This window comes from Halorussus litoreus (genome assembly GCF_003382685.1).
Taxonomy (GTDB): domain Archaea; phylum Halobacteriota; class Halobacteria; order Halobacteriales; family Haladaptataceae; genus Halorussus; species Halorussus litoreus.
In genome coordinates this window covers 80,599-97,080 of the sequence record NZ_QLVG01000031.1, presented here as the reverse complement: position 1 = coordinate 97,080, position 16,482 = coordinate 80,599, and the positions used below count along the sequence as shown (strand labels likewise).

Below are 16,482 nucleotides of genomic sequence, written 5' to 3'. Positions count from 1 at the left end.
CCGGTCGGCGTCCGCCGACAGCCCCGCCGCCTCGGGGGACTCGAACGTCTCGGCGCTCCACGCTGCGGGCGTGACCGGCGAAAACGTGACCGTCGGCGTGGTGGACGTGACCGGGTTCGACACCACAGCGAGCGCGCTCGACGAGCGGGTCGTGTCCGCGCGGTCGTTCGGGACCGGGGAGTCGGTTCGCAACGACGGCAACGACGCCCACGGCACCGCGGCGGCCGAGACCGTGGCGCGCGTCGCGCCCGGCGCCGACCTTCGTCTGGCGACGTTCGACTCCCCGGAAGGCTACCGCGAGGCGGTCGAGTGGCTCGTCGCCGAGGACGTGGACGTGATCGTCGCGCCGGTGTCGTTCTACGGGATGGCCGGCGACGGCTCGGCACCGGTCGCCGAGGTCGCGGCGAACGCGACCGATCAGGGAGTCGTCTTCGTCGCGCCGACGGGGAACCTTGCCCGCGGCCACTGGTCGGGCCGCTACCGACCGGCCGGGAACGGGACGCTCTCGTTCGGCGACAGTGCGAGCGGCGACCGTGCCAGCCACTCCCGGACGCGCAACTACCTTCGGGGAGACGACCGCGACGTGACGGTCTGGCTGTCGTGGGACGACGCCCACCGCGACGAGGGCTACACCGCGGAGCTGTACTGGACGAACGGCCAAGACACCCGGCTGGTCGCCCGGTCGCGCACCTACCCCGGCGACGGCGTGGCGAACGAGCGCATCGTGGCCCGCGTCCAGTCCGGAGCCTACTTCGTCACCGTGCGCGGGCCGGCGAACGCGACCGGCGCGCGGGTCGAACTCTCCTCGCCGACCCACGGCTTCCAGTATCTCAGGCCAGCTGGCAGCGTCGTCGCTCCGGCGACCGCTTCGGAGGTACTCTCGGTGGGTGCCTACGACGCGCGGGACGACCGGGTCGAGCCGTTCAGCTCCCGCGGGCCGACGCCCGACGGCCGGACCGGGGTCGACGTGGTCGCCCCGAGCGACCCCGACGTCGCCGACGCGGAGGGGTTCGTCGGCTCCTCGGCTGCGGCCGCGTACGCCGGGGGCGTGGCCGCGCTGGTCGTCGACGCCAACCCCGACCTCGCGCCCGAGCAGGTCGAGCGGCGACTCGAACGCACCGCGGTCGACGCGGGTCGGCCCGGCGTCGACCCCGTGGCGGGCCACGGACGCGTCGTTCTGAGTCGGGCCGTCGGCGTGGCGGACAACGCGACCGACCCAGCAAACAGGGGAGAGCGCGACTAAACGAGTTAAATCCGGATTTAAGCTATGGACAGGTCTTAGTGGCCGGGTTACCCAGCCGACGACAACAGAGGTCGCACATGTCGGGACTCATCGAACGGTTGCAGGACCGGACCGCCAGCGGCGACGAGCAGCTACGCGTCCTCGACGTCGAGGGCGAGGAGACCGACGACGTGCTCGACGCGCTCGGCCCCGACACCCGCCGGGAGGTGTACCGCACGCTGTTCGAGGCCCCCGGAACGCCCTCGGAGATCGCCGACCGCGTCGACACCTCGGTCCAGAACCTCCATTACCACCTCTCGACGCTGGAGGAGGCCGGGCTGATCGCGCCGGTCGACACCCGCTACTCCGAGAAGGGCAACGAGATGACCGTCTACGCTCCCGCCACCGACCCCCTCGTGCTGGTGGGCGACCACGACATCCGACCGCAGGTCCAGCGCTCGCTCGCCGACGTGGTCGGCGGGCTGGGTATCCTTGGGGCGGCGAGCTTGCTCGTCCAGTTGGGCACCGAGCGGCTCGCCAGCCCGGCCATCGGACGCGGGAACGTGGTCGGACCGGCCAGCCCGAACGCCGACGCGACCACGGCCCGCGAGACTATCGCGTGGGTCGTGTTCGACCTCGCGGAACCCGGAGTCGTCTTCTTCGTAGGCTGTCTGGTGGTGGCCGCGGTCGCCGTGACCGTGACGGAGCGGTAGGTCCGTAAAAGCAGGAACGTAGTCGGACGGCGAGCGTCAGCGACGGAACAGTCCGAGCAGGACGCCGATGCCGACGACCGCCAGCACGCCACCGACCGCGATCATGCCGAATCCGCCGAGCAGCCGACCTCTGTCGTCGACGTCGCTCGGCGTGCTTCGGTCGACGCTTCCGACTGTCGTTCGGGTGGGGGTGGACGGATCCTCGGTCGTCTCTAGCGTCTCGGTTGCCTCTAGCGTCTCGGTCGTTTCGGTCGAGGGCGACGTGCCCGCCTCGTACACCACGAGACGACCCACCGTCGCCGGTTCACCCGTCGCGTTCTGACCGCCGTACAGCTTTACGGGATAGCTTCCGGCAGCTAGTGTCGCCGACAGCGACGACTCGTCGTTCTGCCGGAGGTCGTCCGAGCTGCTGAGTGTCGGCGCGTCGAACCCGGCGGTGTCGGTGTGGAAGCGCACGACTGCCCGACCGTCACCGTCGCTGTCCCGGACCGTCCCTGTGACGACGTAGTTGACCGCGGGGCCGCCGATGGACACGGTGAGTGCCTCGGCGTCGCCGAACGTCACCGGGATGCGTGCGGTCTTCGCTCGCGTGACCTCGACGACGGACTGGGCGGCAATCTCGTCGGCTGGCAGAGTCGTCGTGGCGTCACCGTTTTCGTCGGTCGTGGTGGCCTGCTCGCAGCCTTCCGAGCAGTCGACGACCCGGCCGTCAGCGGACGCGAGGATCGTCCCGTCCTGATGGACGTGAGCCCCGAACGTCGCGTCCGGGTCTACGCCGCCCATGTCGAACGTGGCGGCGAACGCCCCGGATTCCGAGACCGTCACCTCCTTGGCTCGCAGGAAGTTGTGTTCAGGGGACCGCAGTCTCACGGTGACTTCGGTCCCTGCGTCGAGTGTCGTCTCCCCACGGACGGTCTGCCCCAGTCCAGCTCGAAGCGTGATGGCCTCACCCTCGTAGACGAAGTTCGTCCCGGTGTCGCGGACCGTCGTGGTCTCCCGACCATCGGCCTCGCTCGTCTCCGGCGTCTCGGTCTCGGACACGTAGGGGCCGCTGACGACCAGCGTCCCTATCGTGACCAGTTCGCCACCGGTCGTGAGGTTTAGATCGTACGTCCCGGCCGGGAGTGGCCGACTCGGATCGTTCTCCGGCGTCACTTGAGTGGCGTTTCGGAGGGCGTCACCGTCTGAAACGTCGAGAGACGCGCCGGGGTCGCCCTCGCCCGCTGTCCGGGTGTCGACGTCGACGGTGATCGAGCCGTCACCGTCGGCATCGCGGACCGTCGCGCGGACGAGGAGCTCGTCGTCCCGCGAACCGAGTGCCAGCCGGTAGGAGTCGTTCGCAGTCTCGGGAATGCTAATCCCGATAGAGCCGGTTTCACCCTGTCTTACGCTAACAATAGTCGGGTCGAACTCGGCGGTGTCCGCCGCCGCGAGCGCCGGACCGACGGGAGCCGCCACGCTGGCGAGGAGGACGCCCACGACGACGATGAGACTACCGGCTCGCCTCGACGTCATCCAACCACCTCCGCACGCGGGTTGGCGGCGTGCGACGCATCGCCGGCACGTGACGGTCTGTCGGTATGTAGGCCGATTCTACGTAGGGAGGGCCGTGGCGCTCGCCCCGTCGAAGGCGAGTCGCCCGTCGATCGAGTCGGGGACATGCGTACGCACAGAGACGCCCACACCAAAAAGCTGTCACGTTACCTTAACCCGCGATTTAAGCTTCGCGCGGGGCGGTCGCCGGCGACGCCGAACCCGCCATGGTATCGTCACCTACTTTTCCGACCGGTCCTGAGTGGCGGGCGATGGAGTATCCAGAGTCCCGGCGGGCGCTGGTCGAGGAGCGCCTCGAGACGGTCCTCAACCGGGTCGAACCCGCGGAGCTCGCCGCGGAGGTCCGCCACGTCGCGCTGTCGGGGGGCAAGCGCGTCCGGCCGACCGTCACGGTGCTGTCCTGCGAGGCCGCAGGGGGCGAACCCGGCGACGCCGTGGACTTCGCCGTGGGGGTCGAGCTGGTCCACGACGCCTCGCTGGTCGTCGACGACATCATCGACCGGTCGGACACTCGACGCGGGAGCGCGAGCGCGTGGGCCGAGTTCGGCTACTCGCCGGCCATCGTCGCCAGCGACGGTCTCATCGGCGAGGCGTTCGAGCTGTTCTCGCCGGACCCGCGCGCGATGGAGGCGGTCGCGGACGCGATGGTGGAACTCGGCGAGGGCGAGGCCACCGAACTGGTCGCGCGGCCGACCGACCGCGAGGGGTACATGGAACTCGCTCGACGGAAGACCGGCGCGCTGTTCCGCGCGGCGGCCGAGTTGGGCGCGATAGCTGCCGACGCCGACCCAGCGACCGTGGAGGCATTCGGCGAGTACGCACAGAAGGTCGGCGTCGCGTTCCAGATTCGCGACGACGTGCTCGACGCCACGGCGGACGCCGACGACCTCGGCAAGCCCACGGGTCACGACGCCGAGATGGGTCGGCCCTCTATCGTTCAGGTGACGAATATGGACGCCGAGGCGGCCGACGCGCTCGCCCGTGAGGAGTCGGAAGCCGCGCTCGCCGCGCTCGACCGCGCGGAGACGCTCGACCCGACCGCGACCGACTACCTCCGCGATCTCGCGGCGTTCGTGGTAAGGCGCGAACATTAGGATCGGGGCCCGCGATCACGAATCGGAGCGACCGTCTAGCTGACCTGCTTTTCCGCGCGCTTGGATCGGCGGGACTCCGCGATGGCGAACGCGAGCGTGCTGGTCAGCCCCAGCAGGGTCCCGACCGTGAGCATCACCGCGAGGTAGGTCAGCCGCGGGAGGTCGAGCGGGACCCGATGAAGGAAGTAGGCGCTGATGGCGTGGAGGACGACCGCGATGGAGAGGACGTAGAAGGGCGCGTTGAGGTAGCGCCACCGGAAGCGGTCGGCCAGGTACTCGTCGGTGATCTGGCCGAGGCTGGTGGTGATTCCCGCAGCGGTGAACCACGTCACCGCACCGTACACCAGCGCGGCGAGCACCCGGAGCGGACCCGCGGTGTCGCCGGTCTCGCCCTGCACGGCTTCGAGCGTCTCGACGCCCCGGACGCCGCCGATGACCAGCAGCGCGGCCGCGACGACGTAGGTGATGAGCGTCACTCGGCCTGCGTAGAGGCTGTTTCTAGCCTGCTCGGCCGCGCGGTCGAGGAGTCGCTCGACGCCGAGGCCTCTGCCGAGGACGTAGAGGCCGAGCAGGCCGGAGGTGACGCCGAACACCGCCGCGCCGGGCAGGCCGAGCGCGTCCGAGATGATGGCGAGCGGGTAGATGAGCAGCAGGATGCCCAGCGGGACGAGGATGGTGCCGCGAGTCTCGGGGTCGTCGAGCACCTGCTTGATGGTGTAGTACATCGATTCGAGATCCTGCGCCTGTCGGACCACCACCCGGCGCACGCCGTCGATCTGGACCCGTGAGCGGATGACCGGGATGACGCTCTCGTCTTGCGCGCCGTCGGTGACGACGACCGACCGGACCTCCTCGCTGGTCGAGAGGCCAGCCAGCACCTCGTCGACCTCCTCGCCGACCGCCCGGTTCGCCGCGACGTCGCCCGAGTCGGTGCCGGTCACCACCGCGACCTCGACGGTCTCGTCCTCGATGCGGTCCGCGAGGTGGATGCCCTCGAACAGGACGTTCACGTCGCTGTCCTCGGGGTCCACGGTGGCGAGCGACACCGCGGCGGCTTCGACCTCGTCGCGGCCGACGACCGGCGTGTCGAACTCGGTCTTCCGGCCGAGGTCGTCGTCGAGGTCCACGCAGAGGACCAGCAGCATTGTCGGGGGCTATGCGTCCGGGGTTTAACTCTTTTCGGGACGGTTCCCAGAGGACGGAACGGAAGCCGTGAGTGACGCGGGGGTTAGTTCCCCCTCGCACGACAACTCTGAAATCCCACCCAGCGAAATGTTTACCCACTCTTCACGCCAGCACGAACCCCACGCTGGCGCGCGTCCGGGCGCGGCGCTCGTGCGCCGCGCCCAACCGCACGAGGAAGCTGGGGAGGCGTGAGGCTGTCGCGGTGCTGTGCGGGGCTGGGCGGAGGGACGCGTGAGGCTGTCTCGGTGCTGGGCGGGGCTGGGCGGTGCCGTGCGGTATCGCCGAGGCTCAAGCAGTAGCTAGTTCCGCGATGACTATCGACACCAGTCCGGAGATTCGAACGAATCGGGGCGGTCCACACGTCACCGAGCCTCCTCATAGCCCCTACGTCGTAATGCGCACAGTTTTTCAGCGTCGGCCCAGTATACGTGGACAGTAAATGATCTCGAAGGGCTGCGAACAGTGCGCCGAAGGCGGGAAGATGGTGCTGTTCGTCTACGGCTACTGCGACCAGCGCGACTGCTTCTACTGTCCGCTCGGCGAGAACCGGAAGAACGTCACCGACGTGTACGCCAACGAGCGGCAGGTCGAGTCCGACGAGGACGTGATCGCGGAGGCCAAGCGCATGGACGCGCTCGGCACCTCCATCACCGGCGGGGAACCGCAGGAGGCGATGGCCAAGACCTGCCGATATCTCTCGCTGCTGAAAGAGGAGTTCGGCGAGGACCACCACACCCACCTCTACACCGGCATCACCGGCGGGCGCGAGAATATGCGCCGGCTCTCCGAAGCGGGGCTCGACGAGATCAGGTTCCACCCGCCGCTCGACCTCTGGGGCGACATGCACGGCACCGAGTGGGAGGAGATCCTCTATATCGCCCGCGAGGAGGGACTGACTCCCGCGTTCGAGATTCCGGGCATCCGCGCCGAGCAGGAGTTCCTCGACTTCCTCGACGAGGGCGCGGCGGATTTCTGCAACGTCAACGAGTTCGAGATGAGCGACGGGAACTTCCGCCGGATGCAGGAGAAGGGCTACGAACTACAGGACGGCCACATGAGCGCGGTCGAGGGGTCGAAAGAGATTCTCGACCAGATGGGCGACCACGAGCGCGTCTACTTCTGCACCTCCGTGTTCAAGGACGCGGCCCAGCACCGCAATCGGATGAAGCGCATGGCGCGGAACGTTCGCCGGGCGTTCGACGACGTGACCGACGACGGCACGCTGGTGTACGGCAAGACGTGGGCGGCCGAACAGCGCTTCGAGGAACTGGGCGTCCCCGACGAGTTCTACACCGTCAAGTCCGACCACGTCGAGTTGGCGTGGTGGCTGCTGGAGGAGATGGTCGAGGACGGCGACGTCGACGAGGGCGAGATCGTCGAGCAGTACCCCAGCTACGACGGACAGGTCGTCGAGCGGACGCCGCTAGCGTAGGGTTCCACCAGCAAGTTTTTGACCTCAACTTCCACTGGTCATTTCTTGCTAAACTATTTCGGTGAACGGGATGGTTAAGTAGAAATGAGATCCGCGGATAGCACGAGTACCAGCAGTCGGATTCCGGCGAAGATTATCAGTTCGTCAGGTCGCTCGTCGATGGTCTCTCGACCGAGCCGAGCGAGACTCACGAAAGCGTGATCCAATAGCGCTCTGAATTCCCCAGATCATCCGGATAGTGAAACGTGCTGATGCTCCGGTATTCAGAGACTCATGAGAAGTGCAGAACCGAGACTGCCGAAGAACACGGTGACCAACAACAACAAGAGAACAACCAAATCATTGCACCATTGTGGGCGGACGTGTTTCGAAGAGAAGTACGGTGCCAGCGAATCACTAGGCCTCGCCCCGTTTCTACAGACACTTTCTACACACAGGAGAAAGATATTACATTTATTAAATAGACTCGAAAAATATATTGCAGAGAAGGATGTAGTAATGGTATGGGAGATAAACGAAGAGACTCAGAAGAGATCTCAAGTAGAGCTGTCCTGAATAGTCTAAGTACGAATGCAGAATCCGAGCAGAGTCGACGAACGGTATTAGGTAAAATAAGTACTCAGATCATTGCCGTGGTTGCGTTCCTGATCAGCTTCCCAACGGGAACTGCGGACGAAGGAGAGCCCAGCACGAACGAGGTGAGGGAAATGATGGAAAACAGACGGGAGATCCTCTCATTGCTAGTTGATGAGGGTGTAATCGAATTGGACGGATCGGCACCACTCTCAGACCAGAATGTCAAACAGTTGGTTAGTGAAAACGCAAACAGTATTCAGTTAGTCAAGCGAAAGGTTGATGCGAAGTCCTTACAGTACGTTACCATCCGCATCCCAACGGGTGACGGAGGATTGACGATTGGATTCAGCCGAAAAACGGACAGCGTGTTCGTTGACACACCGGATAAAGTCAACGACGAGTCTCTCCAAGCAACATACATGGACGAGTATACAGATGAAATGGCTACGGCGGACTCAGACTGTCCAGAACCGGTCGGTGGGTGCAGATTGAGCGACTGTGATGGATGCAATAACGTCTGGTGTACGACCTGCAGCTGCGTCACCGTGTTCCATCAGTGTGGCAAAGCAATGTACATCTGCGACTGCTGTAAGGCCCATCCGTGGTGTGGTGGTGCAGGGTGTTCAAATCCGTACCCAGGTAACTGCTAACCACGATGCAGGGCAGTTCGCCCGCGGGGCACTGAATTTAATATTACTTCCGCACTCGGGCGACTCGCGTAAAGAACTAATCTCTCTACACGCCCGTCGAGTACCGCAGAATGCCCGCGACGCCGCCGAATGCCGACTGCAGCTGTTCGCCCTTCTCGAAGTCCGTGGAGATGAACTTCGTCTCGGTGCCGCGCTGTTCGGCGATGTTCATCAGATGTTCGATGGCGTCCTCGCGCTCGGCCACCTCGGCCTCCGAGCCGTCGTCGCAGGTGTGTTCGGGCGTGTCCGCGCGCTGATCGACGAACTCGAACTCCTCGGCATCGCCGCAGTCGTACACCACCACGTCCTTGCGGAGGTCCTCGCTGAGCAGGAGGCGGTCGACCGAGCCCATGATGAGGTTCCGGCGAGTGGGCTCGAACCCGTAGGTGGCGAGTTCGCCGCCGTTGAGTTCCTTGAAGAACTCCTTCATCTCCCGCTTGTCCTTCATCACCTCGGCGTCGGCCAGCGCGTCCTCGGCGCTGTCGACGAGGTCGTAGAGGCCCGACTCGTCGGTGTAGGCCACGTCGAACTTGCCGAGGACCTTGTCCTGGATCTCGTGGTGGAGGTAGTCGCCGTCGAGGAACTCGTCTTTCGTCGGCGAGGGGCCGCCCACGAGCACGCCATCGAGGTCGCCGCGCTCGGGGACGAACAGGTCGTTGGCCATCTCGGCGACCTCCTGATAGAAATTGTCGATGGCTTCGAGCCGGAGACGGGCGAACCGCTGGGCGGACTGGCCACCTTTGCGCTGTTTGCCCGGCACGAGCGAGGAGGCGGACTTGACCGGTACGACGCGCTTGCCCTTCAGCCACCCGACGTTGGCCTCCCGGCGGTCGAGGACGACGAGGCCGTACAGCCCCTTGTCGGCCAGCATGTGCTCGAGCGGGTCGGTCAGGAACGCCGAGTCGCAGTGGTACCGGAACGACTGGATGGGTTCCGGCGGACTGTCCAACACCTTCGTCACCATGTCGGTTCGGCCGCCGCCGGTGTCGATGGCCCCGCTGAACATGACGATGCCGTTCTCCGGGGGGAACGTGTCGTAGTAGCGCAGCCGGTCCTTGATGGACGTGAGCGCGTCCTGAACGTTCGTCCGGGTCTGTTTCGACTTGATGTTGCTCGCCTCGCTGTGCTCCTGCGTGACGTGTGCGACCACGTCGCTGACCTGTTTGTCCTCGGGAATGTAGATGGTGACGAGCTGGGTCCCGGAGCCCTCGTACTCCTTCAGGTCCTCGATGACCCTCCGGAACTCGTAGTTCTTCCTGTCGGACTGCTCGCCCTCCTGCTCGCTCATTGATAGCGTCTAGGCGCTCCAGCGGGTAAGTAACCTACGACCTGCTGGAGGACGGAGCAGACGTCACGGCGGCCACGACAGGCCGAGGCTACCGCGGTCCGCTACACCTCCGAGCCGGGGACTCACTACACCTCCGCGTCGGGGACTCACTACACCTCCGCGTCGGGAGCTTTTCGACCGTCGAGGGATTCGATAGACAGTTCGAACAGTTCGAACTCCGTCTCGGTCACGGACCGGTCGAACACGGTGAGATCGGGGAACCACGCGGATTCGGCGATCGCGGCGTAGGCGTCCGTCGTGCGCTCGTCCGGAACCGGCGAAATGGGACCCTCCGCAACGACGCTGAACCAATCCTCGTCGTCAGTCCGGCTCACGGTGAACGACGCGGTTTCGGTCTGTTCGAGGAACGCACCTTTTCGACTGCCGGCGTGGAGTACGAACTGGAACACGAGCGCGTTGGCGTCGGCGTCGAACCCGTACGACATCGGTATGGAGTAGGCAGTGTCGGCGTCCGCGAGCGAGAGGACGCCGTGGTTCGCACGTCCGAGTACGGTCTCGATCTCCGAGTCCGACATCGAGGAGTCGAACTCGACGCTGTTCTTCCTCTCCGACAATACCGTTTGGATATCCATCTCGACCGAACGTATTCGGCCTCACGTATTAACTAAATTCCCCGTTCCCAGGAAGTGAAAGCTCAGCTACACGGAGAAACGACTCATCGACCGGACAGCATCCCACTGACCGGATAGTATCTTACTGACGAGACAGCACCTTACCAGTCGGATAGTAGCCCACGTGCGGATAGCACCTCATCGAGCGGATAGCTGTTGTGGACGCCCCTCCGGCTCGTCTTTTGCAGTGGGCGACTCGAACTCCCAGGACCGGTCGGTGTCGTCGAACTCGAACGTGCGAAGCATCTCGTCGAGCCGCTCGGCGCGGTCCGAGAGCGTCCCGACGCTCTCGCGGACCTCCGAGACCGACGCAGTCTGCTGTTCGGCCGCCGCCGCGACCGTGTCGGCCTCGCTGGCGGTCTGCTCGCTGACCGCCGCCACCTCGTCGACCGCTGCCGCCACCTGCTCGGTCGACGTGGCCTGCTGGTCGGTCGCGTCGCTTATCTCCTGGATGCCGGCGCTGGCCTCCTCGATGACCGAGACGATGGTCTCGAAGTCCGACATCGCCTCCTCGGCCTCCGATCGCGTGCCGGCAACCGCGTCGTTCATCGCCCGGATGTCGGCGACGGTCTCCTCGGCCTGCGCCTGAATGTCCTCGATCCGGTCGGAGATCTCGCCCGCGGAGGACTTGGTGTCCTCGGCGAGCGACTTCACCTCGTCGGCGACGACCGCGAACCCGTCGCCGTCACCGTCCGCGCGCGCCGCCTCGATGGACGCGTTGAGCGCGAGCACGTCGGTCTCGTCGGCCACCTCGTCGATGAACGACGCGATCTCGTCGACGTACTGGATCTCCTCGACGAGCGCCTCCACGCTCGCGGCGGTCGCGGTGCTCCGCTCTTCGAGGTCCCGGAGTTCGGCGATGGTCTCGTCCATCGCCTCCCGTCCCGACCGGCCGCGAGCGGTCGCTCGCTCGGCGGTTTCTGCGACCTCGCCCGAGGAACTCGCGATCTCCTCGACGGTCGCCGAGAGGTCTGTCGTCTCCGAGGCCACGTCCTCGAGCTGTGACGTCTGGTTGGCCGCGCCGTCGGCGATCTCCGCGACGGACTCGCTGACCATCCGACTGGCGTCGTCCACCTCGTCGACCCCGTCGAGCACCTGCTGGCTCACCGCGACGACCTCGTCGGAGAACGACGCGATCTCGCCGATAGTCCGCGAGAGCGTCCCCACGAGTTCGTTGTAGTTCTCGATCACGTCGTCGAAGCCCTGCTCGCCGTCGAAGTCGTCGCGGTCGATGGTCGCGGTCAGGTCGCCCTCCCGCGCGCGCTCGGCCGCCTCGCCGAACGACTCGACGAGCCGCGTCAGATCCGCCGACCGGCGCTCCAGTTCGTCGGTCATCTCCTCCAGTTCGGTCGTGTACTCCCGGAGACTGGTCGCCATCCGGTCGAGCGAGTCCCCGAACTCACCGGGCACGTCCTCGTCGAGGACGGCCGCGTCGAACTCCTGGCGGGCGAGCGCTCGCGACTGGGCGGTCACGACCGATAGGTACGACTCCATCTCCGACACCGCGTCGACGAGGTCGCCGATCTCGTCGCGCTGGTCGATCTCGGGGGCCGACGCGTCCGAGATCTCCCCCCGGCCGATGGTCGCGGCGGTTCGCCGAACCTCGGTTATCGGCTCCACGATGTCGCGTCTGGCGATCAGGACGGTGTTGAGGAACGCGATTCCCGCGCCGACGAACGTCGCCGCGACCAGCGCGTACCGGAGTCGGCCGGAGAACGCCAGCGGAATCGCGGCCTGTAACGCGGAGAACCCGAACTGGATTCCCACCGCAGCCAGTATCTTCCGTTCGACCGATTCGTTCACGCCCAGGCGGTCCATCGACCACCAGAGGCCCCGTTCGTAGGTGGAGAACGCCTCACGAATCATCGTGTTCTCGACTTGTCCGGTATCGTCGATAAATAGCCGGGGGGAGTCCCAGCAACTGAGAACCGGTAAATCCACCGTCGAACGCGTTCGATTTCGGTCCGTTCGGCGACCGGACACTCGCCCTTCCCAACCGACGCTCTTCGCTCCCCATCGATACTCTACCCACCCACTGATGCTCCACCCACCCATCGATACTCCACCCTCCGCGTCCGTCAGACGCGCGACCGACGCACGAGGCGTCAACCCCCGGAATTCGGCGGAAGTGTCGCCCGCGACGGACTAACTTTATGTGCGTGTCGTGGGTGGTTGCAGACAACGAACACATGTCAGAACGAAGCGTGTACGCGATAGCGAGCGGGAAGGGCGGCGTCGGCAAGACGACGACCGCCATCAACCTCGGAGCGATGCTGGCCGACCGGGGCCACGAGGTCGTGGTCGTCGACACCGACCTCGGGATGGCGAACCTCGCGGACTTTCTGGAGTTCGAGATCGGGTCGCCGACCCTCCAGGAGGTGCTGGCCGGCGACGCCGACGCGGCGGACGCCATCTACCGCGCGCCGGGCGACATCGACGTGCTGCCGAGCGCGACCGCCATCGAGGCGTTCGCGCGCTCGAACCCCGGAAACCTCGACGGGGTCGTCGCCGACCTCCGCGAGGAGTACGACTACGTGCTGCTCGACACCGGCGCGGGCGTGAGCTACGACGTGCTGGTCCCGCTCGCGCTCGCGGACGGCGTCCTCCTCGTGGCGACGCCCGACGTGGCCTCGGTCCGGGACACCGCCAAGACCGGCGAACTCGCCGCGCGCGTGGAGACCGACGTGTACGGCGCGGTCCTGACCCAGCGCAGCAGCGACATCCTGAGTGCCGACGACGTCGAGGAGACCCTCGGAACGGACGTGATCGCGGTCGTGCCCGAAGACGAGGCGGTCCCGATGGGCATCGACGCCGGGCGACCCCTCGCGGCGTTCGCCCCGAACGCGCCCGCCGGACAGGCCTACCGGGACCTCGCCGGCGTGCTGACCGGCGAGGCGGACCCCGACCTCGAACTCGACCTCGGCGGCGCGAACGTCGACGCCGCGTTCGACGCCGACCCGCCGCAGAACGCCTCCGACTCCGGGTCGGCAGGGGACCGACCGACTGGCGAGGCGGCCGCCGGGAGCACCGATGCCATCGGCAGCGACTCGGACGGCCTGCTCGGCGGCGAACTCGCGAAGGCGGCCGAGGAGATCCGCAAGCAGGCCGAGCGACCCGCGGGCGATCCGCTGTCGTCGGGAGCAACGGCGGAGTCCCGCGAGGAAGCCGAGAGCGCAGCAGTCGACTCGCCAGCGGACGCCTCGGTCGACCCCTCGGAAGACGGGGGTGTCGACTCCACTGAGGAAACCGCTGGTGTCCCGAGCGAAGGGACAGTCGCCGATTCGGACGAGGAGGATTCCACCGGTGCGGACGAGGACGGCGAGGCCCGGAGCGTGGACGACCTCATCGACGAGCACCTGAGCGACGAGCGACTCGGCGGCGACGACGAGAGTGCGCACGAGCGCGACGCCGGTGACGACGACCGCCGCGGCGGCGAGTCGGACCCGTTCGATGACGATTCCGACCCGCTCGACGGTGGCTCCGACCCGCTGGCCGAGGCGGGCGACGCGTCGTCAGCCAGCGAGGAGTCGAGCGCGGGTGAGACACCGGCGGTCGCGGCCGAGCGCGAGCGCCCGCCGGCAGGCGACGGAAGCGAAAGCCACGGGAGGGATGACGGTCCCGGTTCGGACTCCGGAGACGGTGAGTCGAGCGAGACCGAATCGAGCGATCCCAAGTCGAGAGATACGAAAACGGAGACCGTCGAGTCCGGAGGCGTGGACGCCGACGGGGTGAAGACCGGGACGCTCGACGATGACGAGGATAGCTCGGGCATCCTGGGTCGGCTCGGGTCGCTGTTCAAGTGACGCTTGCGACTGCGAACGCCTCAACATCTAAGCAGTTCGCGCTCGAATCCGACGGTATGGCGGACGACACCTCGATCTCGTTCTGGTGGATCGTGCTGTTCGTGCTACTGGCGCTCGGGGCCGGAGCCGGCGCGGTGCTGTTCGTCGGCAGCGACCTCGTGAGCGCGGCAGGACTCGTAATTCCCGGGTAGTCGGAGGGAGTCGAATCGAGTCTACGCGATCACATCGACCGCGGCGCGGCGACGCCCAGTACCTGCAGCGAATTCCCCACGGCGTGCTTCGCGGCCGCCACGAGCGCGAGGCGGGCGTCCCGCAGGTCGTCGTCCACGTCGTCCGCGAGGACGGGACACTCCCGGTAGAACGTGTTGAACGTCTCGGCGATCTCGCGAGTATAGGTGGCGACGATATGGGGCTGGAGCTCCTCGGCGGCCTCCTCGACGACGGCGGGGAACCGGCCGATCACTTCCACGAGGTCGCGCTCGGCCTCGGTTTCGAGCAGACTGGCGTCGAACCCCTCGGCGACCGCTGCCGAGGCGGTGCTCGCGGTTTCACCGCTCGCATCCGAGGCACGTTGCGCCTCGCGCGGGTCGACGCCGGCCTCCTCCAGGATTCCGCAGCAGCGCGCGTGGACGTACTGGACGTACGGCGCGCTCTGGGCCTCGAAGTCCAGCGCGCGATCCCACTCGAAGGTGATGGCCTTCGTGGGCTGCTTGGCGACGATGTCGTACCGGACCGCGCCGATGCCGACCTGCTCGGCGATGCGCGACACGTCCTCGTCGGTCAGGTCGTCGTCGCGGATGCGGTCGTCGAGCCGCGTCTCGACCTCCTCGCGGGCGCGAGCGACCGCCTCGTCGAGCAGGTCGTCCAGGTCGATGCCGGTTCCCGCGCGCGTGGACATCTTCCCTTCCGGGAGGTTGACGTACGAGTAGACGACCTGCCGGAGCCGGTCGACGTCGTGGCCCAACAGGTCGAGCGTGGCGTTCATCTGGCTGGCCTGTAGCTCGTGGTCCTCGCCGAGGACGGTGACCGCGCGGTCGTAGTTCTCGAACTTCCACTCGTGATGGGCCAGATCGCGGGTCGCGTACAGCGTGGTGCCGTCCGAGCGCAGGAAGACGAGGTTCTTGTCGATGCCGTACTCGTCGAGTTCGAGCTGCCACGCCTCCTCCTCGTAGACGGCCGCGTCGAGTTCCTTCATGCGCGAGACCACGTCGTCGGCAGAGCCGTCGCGCAGGAACCGCGTCTCCTTGACGAACTCGTCGAACTCCGCGGGCAGGCGGTCGAGGCTCTCGCGCATCCCGCCGAGGACCGTATCCACGACCTCCTGGACGCGCTCGTACGTCTCCTCGTCGCCCGCTTCGAGGCCCTGCATGATGGCCTGGATCTCGTCTTCGGCTGCCTCGACCTCGTCGGGGTCGCCCGATTCGAGGACCGCGTTGCCCTTCCGGTAGTAGCGCACGAGGTCGTAGTCGGGCTTGTCGCGCTCGGGCGGCGAGTCGAGGTCGTCCTCGTCGAACGTCTCGTAGGCCCACGTGAACACGGCCATCTGCCTGCCGGCGTCGTTGACGTAGTAGTGCCGGTCCACGTCGTGGCCCGCGAAGGAGAGGACTCGCGCCACGGCGTCGCCGACGATGGGGTTGCGCGCCCGCCCGACGTGGACCGGACCGGTCGGGTTCGCGCTGGTGTGCTCGACGACGACCTCCTCGCCCGTGGGTTCGAGGTGGCCGAAGTCGGCCTGCTGGGCCGCCTCGACGGTGCCCTCGTAGTACGCGTCGCTCGGCAGGAAGTTGACGTACGGACCCTGTGCTGTGGCGGCCGCAAGCAGATCGTGCTCGTCGGCGTCGATCTCGTCGGCAATCTGGCCCGCGACCTCCGGCGGCGGCGCGCCGACCTCCCCGGCGAGCCGGAACGCCGCGCTGGAGGCCAGCACCGCGTCCACGCCCTCGGGCGGGTCCTCGACACCGAGGTCGTCGGTCGGGAGGTCGAGCGCGTCGAGCGCGGCGGTCAGCGCCGCCTCCACGTCGTCCCTGAACTGGAGATACATGTTGTCCGTTGGTTTTCGACCGGCGGATAAAGGGGTTTCTGAAGCGCATGGGAGCTGTCGACGAAGTTCCGCGGCGATTCGCGCCGGATAGTAGGCCCACTGGGTCCGACGGGGAACGTAGAAGAATGCCGAACGAACAGATTATCCGACCCCCAGCAATGAGACCTGCCGGAGGTCGCGTCATCGACTACAGTCGAATCCGTGACGACGGACG

General features: G+C 66.6%; 13 protein-coding genes. 7 read left to right on the top strand and 6 right to left on the bottom strand.

The genetic code is table 11. The annotated features are described in order from the left end of the window. Positions 1 to 1,243, top strand: a 1,243-nt coding sequence (locus tag DPQ64_RS11485) for a S8 family serine peptidase (RefSeq protein ID WP_368276074.1), incomplete at its 5' end; no start/stop codon positions are given. A gap of 77 nt (positions 1,244 to 1,320) precedes the next feature. Then, entirely contained in the window at positions 1,321 to 1,935 is a 615-nt protein-coding gene (locus DPQ64_RS11480) for an ArsR/SmtB family transcription factor (RefSeq protein WP_115864487.1), read from the top strand. A 36-nt stretch (positions 1,936 to 1,971) separates the two neighbouring features. Here the strand turns inward: DPQ64_RS11480 and DPQ64_RS11475 are convergent, their stop codons facing one another. After that, on the bottom strand, positions 1,972 to 3,450 hold the full coding sequence (locus DPQ64_RS11475; protein WP_115864486.1) for a DUF7827 domain-containing protein: 1,479 nt from the start codon (positions 3,448 to 3,450) through the stop codon (positions 1,972 to 1,974). 290 nt (positions 3,451 to 3,740) lie between these two features. On the opposite strand from DPQ64_RS11475, the gene DPQ64_RS11470 reads away from it, so the two are divergent. After that, positions 3,741 to 4,583 (top strand): polyprenyl synthetase family protein, encoded by an 843-nt coding sequence (locus DPQ64_RS11470; protein ID WP_115864485.1) that lies wholly within the window; start codon positions 3,741 to 3,743, stop codon positions 4,581 to 4,583. 35 nt (positions 4,584 to 4,618) lie between these two features. Here the strand turns inward: DPQ64_RS11470 and DPQ64_RS11465 are convergent, their stop codons facing one another. Next, positions 4,619 to 5,728, bottom strand: a complete 1,110-nt coding sequence (locus tag DPQ64_RS11465; protein ID WP_115864484.1) for a DUF373 family protein — start codon at positions 5,726 to 5,728, stop codon at positions 4,619 to 4,621. A gap of 479 nt (positions 5,729 to 6,207) precedes the next feature. On the opposite strand from DPQ64_RS11465, the gene DPQ64_RS11460 reads away from it, so the two are divergent. Further along, on the top strand, positions 6,208 to 7,200 hold the full coding sequence (locus DPQ64_RS11460) for a radical SAM protein (RefSeq protein WP_115864483.1): 993 nt from the start codon (positions 6,208 to 6,210) through the stop codon (positions 7,198 to 7,200). Between the two features lie 503 nt (positions 7,201 to 7,703). Then, on the top strand, positions 7,704 to 8,426 hold the full coding sequence (locus tag DPQ64_RS18805; RefSeq protein WP_157971679.1) for a hypothetical protein: 723 nt from the start codon (positions 7,704 to 7,706) through the stop codon (positions 8,424 to 8,426). An 85-nt stretch (positions 8,427 to 8,511) separates the two neighbouring features. Here DPQ64_RS18805 and prf1 read toward each other — a convergent pair whose 3' ends face one another. The 3 genes from prf1 to DPQ64_RS11445 all read right to left on the bottom strand — a co-directional run bounded on the left by prf1 (position 8,512) and on the right by DPQ64_RS11445 (position 12,290). After that, positions 8,512 to 9,753 carry a peptide chain release factor aRF-1 gene (gene prf1 / locus DPQ64_RS11455; protein ID WP_115864482.1) on the bottom strand — a complete coding sequence of 414 codons (1,242 nt, stop codon included), beginning with the start codon at positions 9,751 to 9,753 and terminating at the stop codon, positions 8,512 to 8,514. 149 nt (positions 9,754 to 9,902) lie between these two features. After that, complete coding sequence (locus tag DPQ64_RS11450; protein ID WP_157971678.1) at positions 9,903 to 10,367, bottom strand: pyridoxamine 5'-phosphate oxidase family protein; 465 nt, start codon at positions 10,365 to 10,367, stop codon at positions 9,903 to 9,905. Between the two features lie 195 nt (positions 10,368 to 10,562). Further along, complete coding sequence (locus tag DPQ64_RS11445; RefSeq protein ID WP_157971677.1) at positions 10,563 to 12,290, bottom strand: methyl-accepting chemotaxis protein; 1,728 nt, start codon at positions 12,288 to 12,290, stop codon at positions 10,563 to 10,565. A gap of 323 nt (positions 12,291 to 12,613) precedes the next feature. Here DPQ64_RS11445 and minD point away from each other — a divergent pair, with 323 nt between their 5' ends. Both minD and DPQ64_RS19805 read left to right on the top strand, forming a co-directional pair. Next, positions 12,614 to 14,227: a cell division ATPase MinD gene (gene minD / locus DPQ64_RS11440; RefSeq protein ID WP_198662102.1), complete on the top strand. Its 1,614-nt coding sequence runs from the start codon at positions 12,614 to 12,616 to the stop codon at positions 14,225 to 14,227. A gap of 56 nt (positions 14,228 to 14,283) precedes the next feature. Further along, positions 14,284 to 14,418, top strand: coding sequence for a hypothetical protein (locus DPQ64_RS19805; protein ID WP_269814483.1), 135 nt, complete (start codon positions 14,284 to 14,286; stop codon positions 14,416 to 14,418). Between the two features lie 29 nt (positions 14,419 to 14,447). Here the strand turns inward: DPQ64_RS19805 and argS are convergent, their stop codons facing one another. Next, positions 14,448 to 16,268, bottom strand: coding sequence for an arginine--tRNA ligase (gene argS / locus DPQ64_RS11435; RefSeq protein ID WP_115864478.1), 1,821 nt, complete (start codon positions 16,266 to 16,268; stop codon positions 14,448 to 14,450). Positions 16,269 to 16,482 lie beyond the last annotated feature (214 nt).

Coding starts and splice junctions, on each gene's coding strand:
- DPQ64_RS11470 (WP_115864485.1), top strand. CDS start 3,741: ATGGAGTATCCAGAGTCCCGGCGGGCGCTGGTCGAGGAGCGCCTCGAG.
- DPQ64_RS18805 (WP_157971679.1), top strand. CDS start 7,704: ATGGGAGATAAACGAAGAGACTCAGAAGAGATCTCAAGTAGAGCTGTC.
- minD (WP_198662102.1), top strand. CDS start 12,614: ATGTCAGAACGAAGCGTGTACGCGATAGCGAGCGGGAAGGGCGGCGTC.
- DPQ64_RS11480 (WP_115864487.1), top strand. CDS start 1,321: ATGTCGGGACTCATCGAACGGTTGCAGGACCGGACCGCCAGCGGCGAC.
- DPQ64_RS11445 (WP_157971677.1), bottom strand. CDS start 12,290: ATGATTCGTGAGGCGTTCTCCACCTACGAACGGGGCCTCTGGTGGTCG.
- DPQ64_RS11465 (WP_115864484.1), bottom strand. CDS start 5,728: ATGCTGCTGGTCCTCTGCGTGGACCTCGACGACGACCTCGGCCGGAAG.
- DPQ64_RS19805 (WP_269814483.1), top strand. CDS start 14,284: ATGGCGGACGACACCTCGATCTCGTTCTGGTGGATCGTGCTGTTCGTG.
- DPQ64_RS11475 (WP_115864486.1), bottom strand. CDS start 3,450: ATGACGTCGAGGCGAGCCGGTAGTCTCATCGTCGTCGTGGGCGTCCTC.
- DPQ64_RS11460 (WP_115864483.1), top strand. CDS start 6,208: ATGATCTCGAAGGGCTGCGAACAGTGCGCCGAAGGCGGGAAGATGGTG.
- prf1 (WP_115864482.1), bottom strand. CDS start 9,753: ATGAGCGAGCAGGAGGGCGAGCAGTCCGACAGGAAGAACTACGAGTTC.
- argS (WP_115864478.1), bottom strand. CDS start 16,268: ATGTATCTCCAGTTCAGGGACGACGTGGAGGCGGCGCTGACCGCCGCG.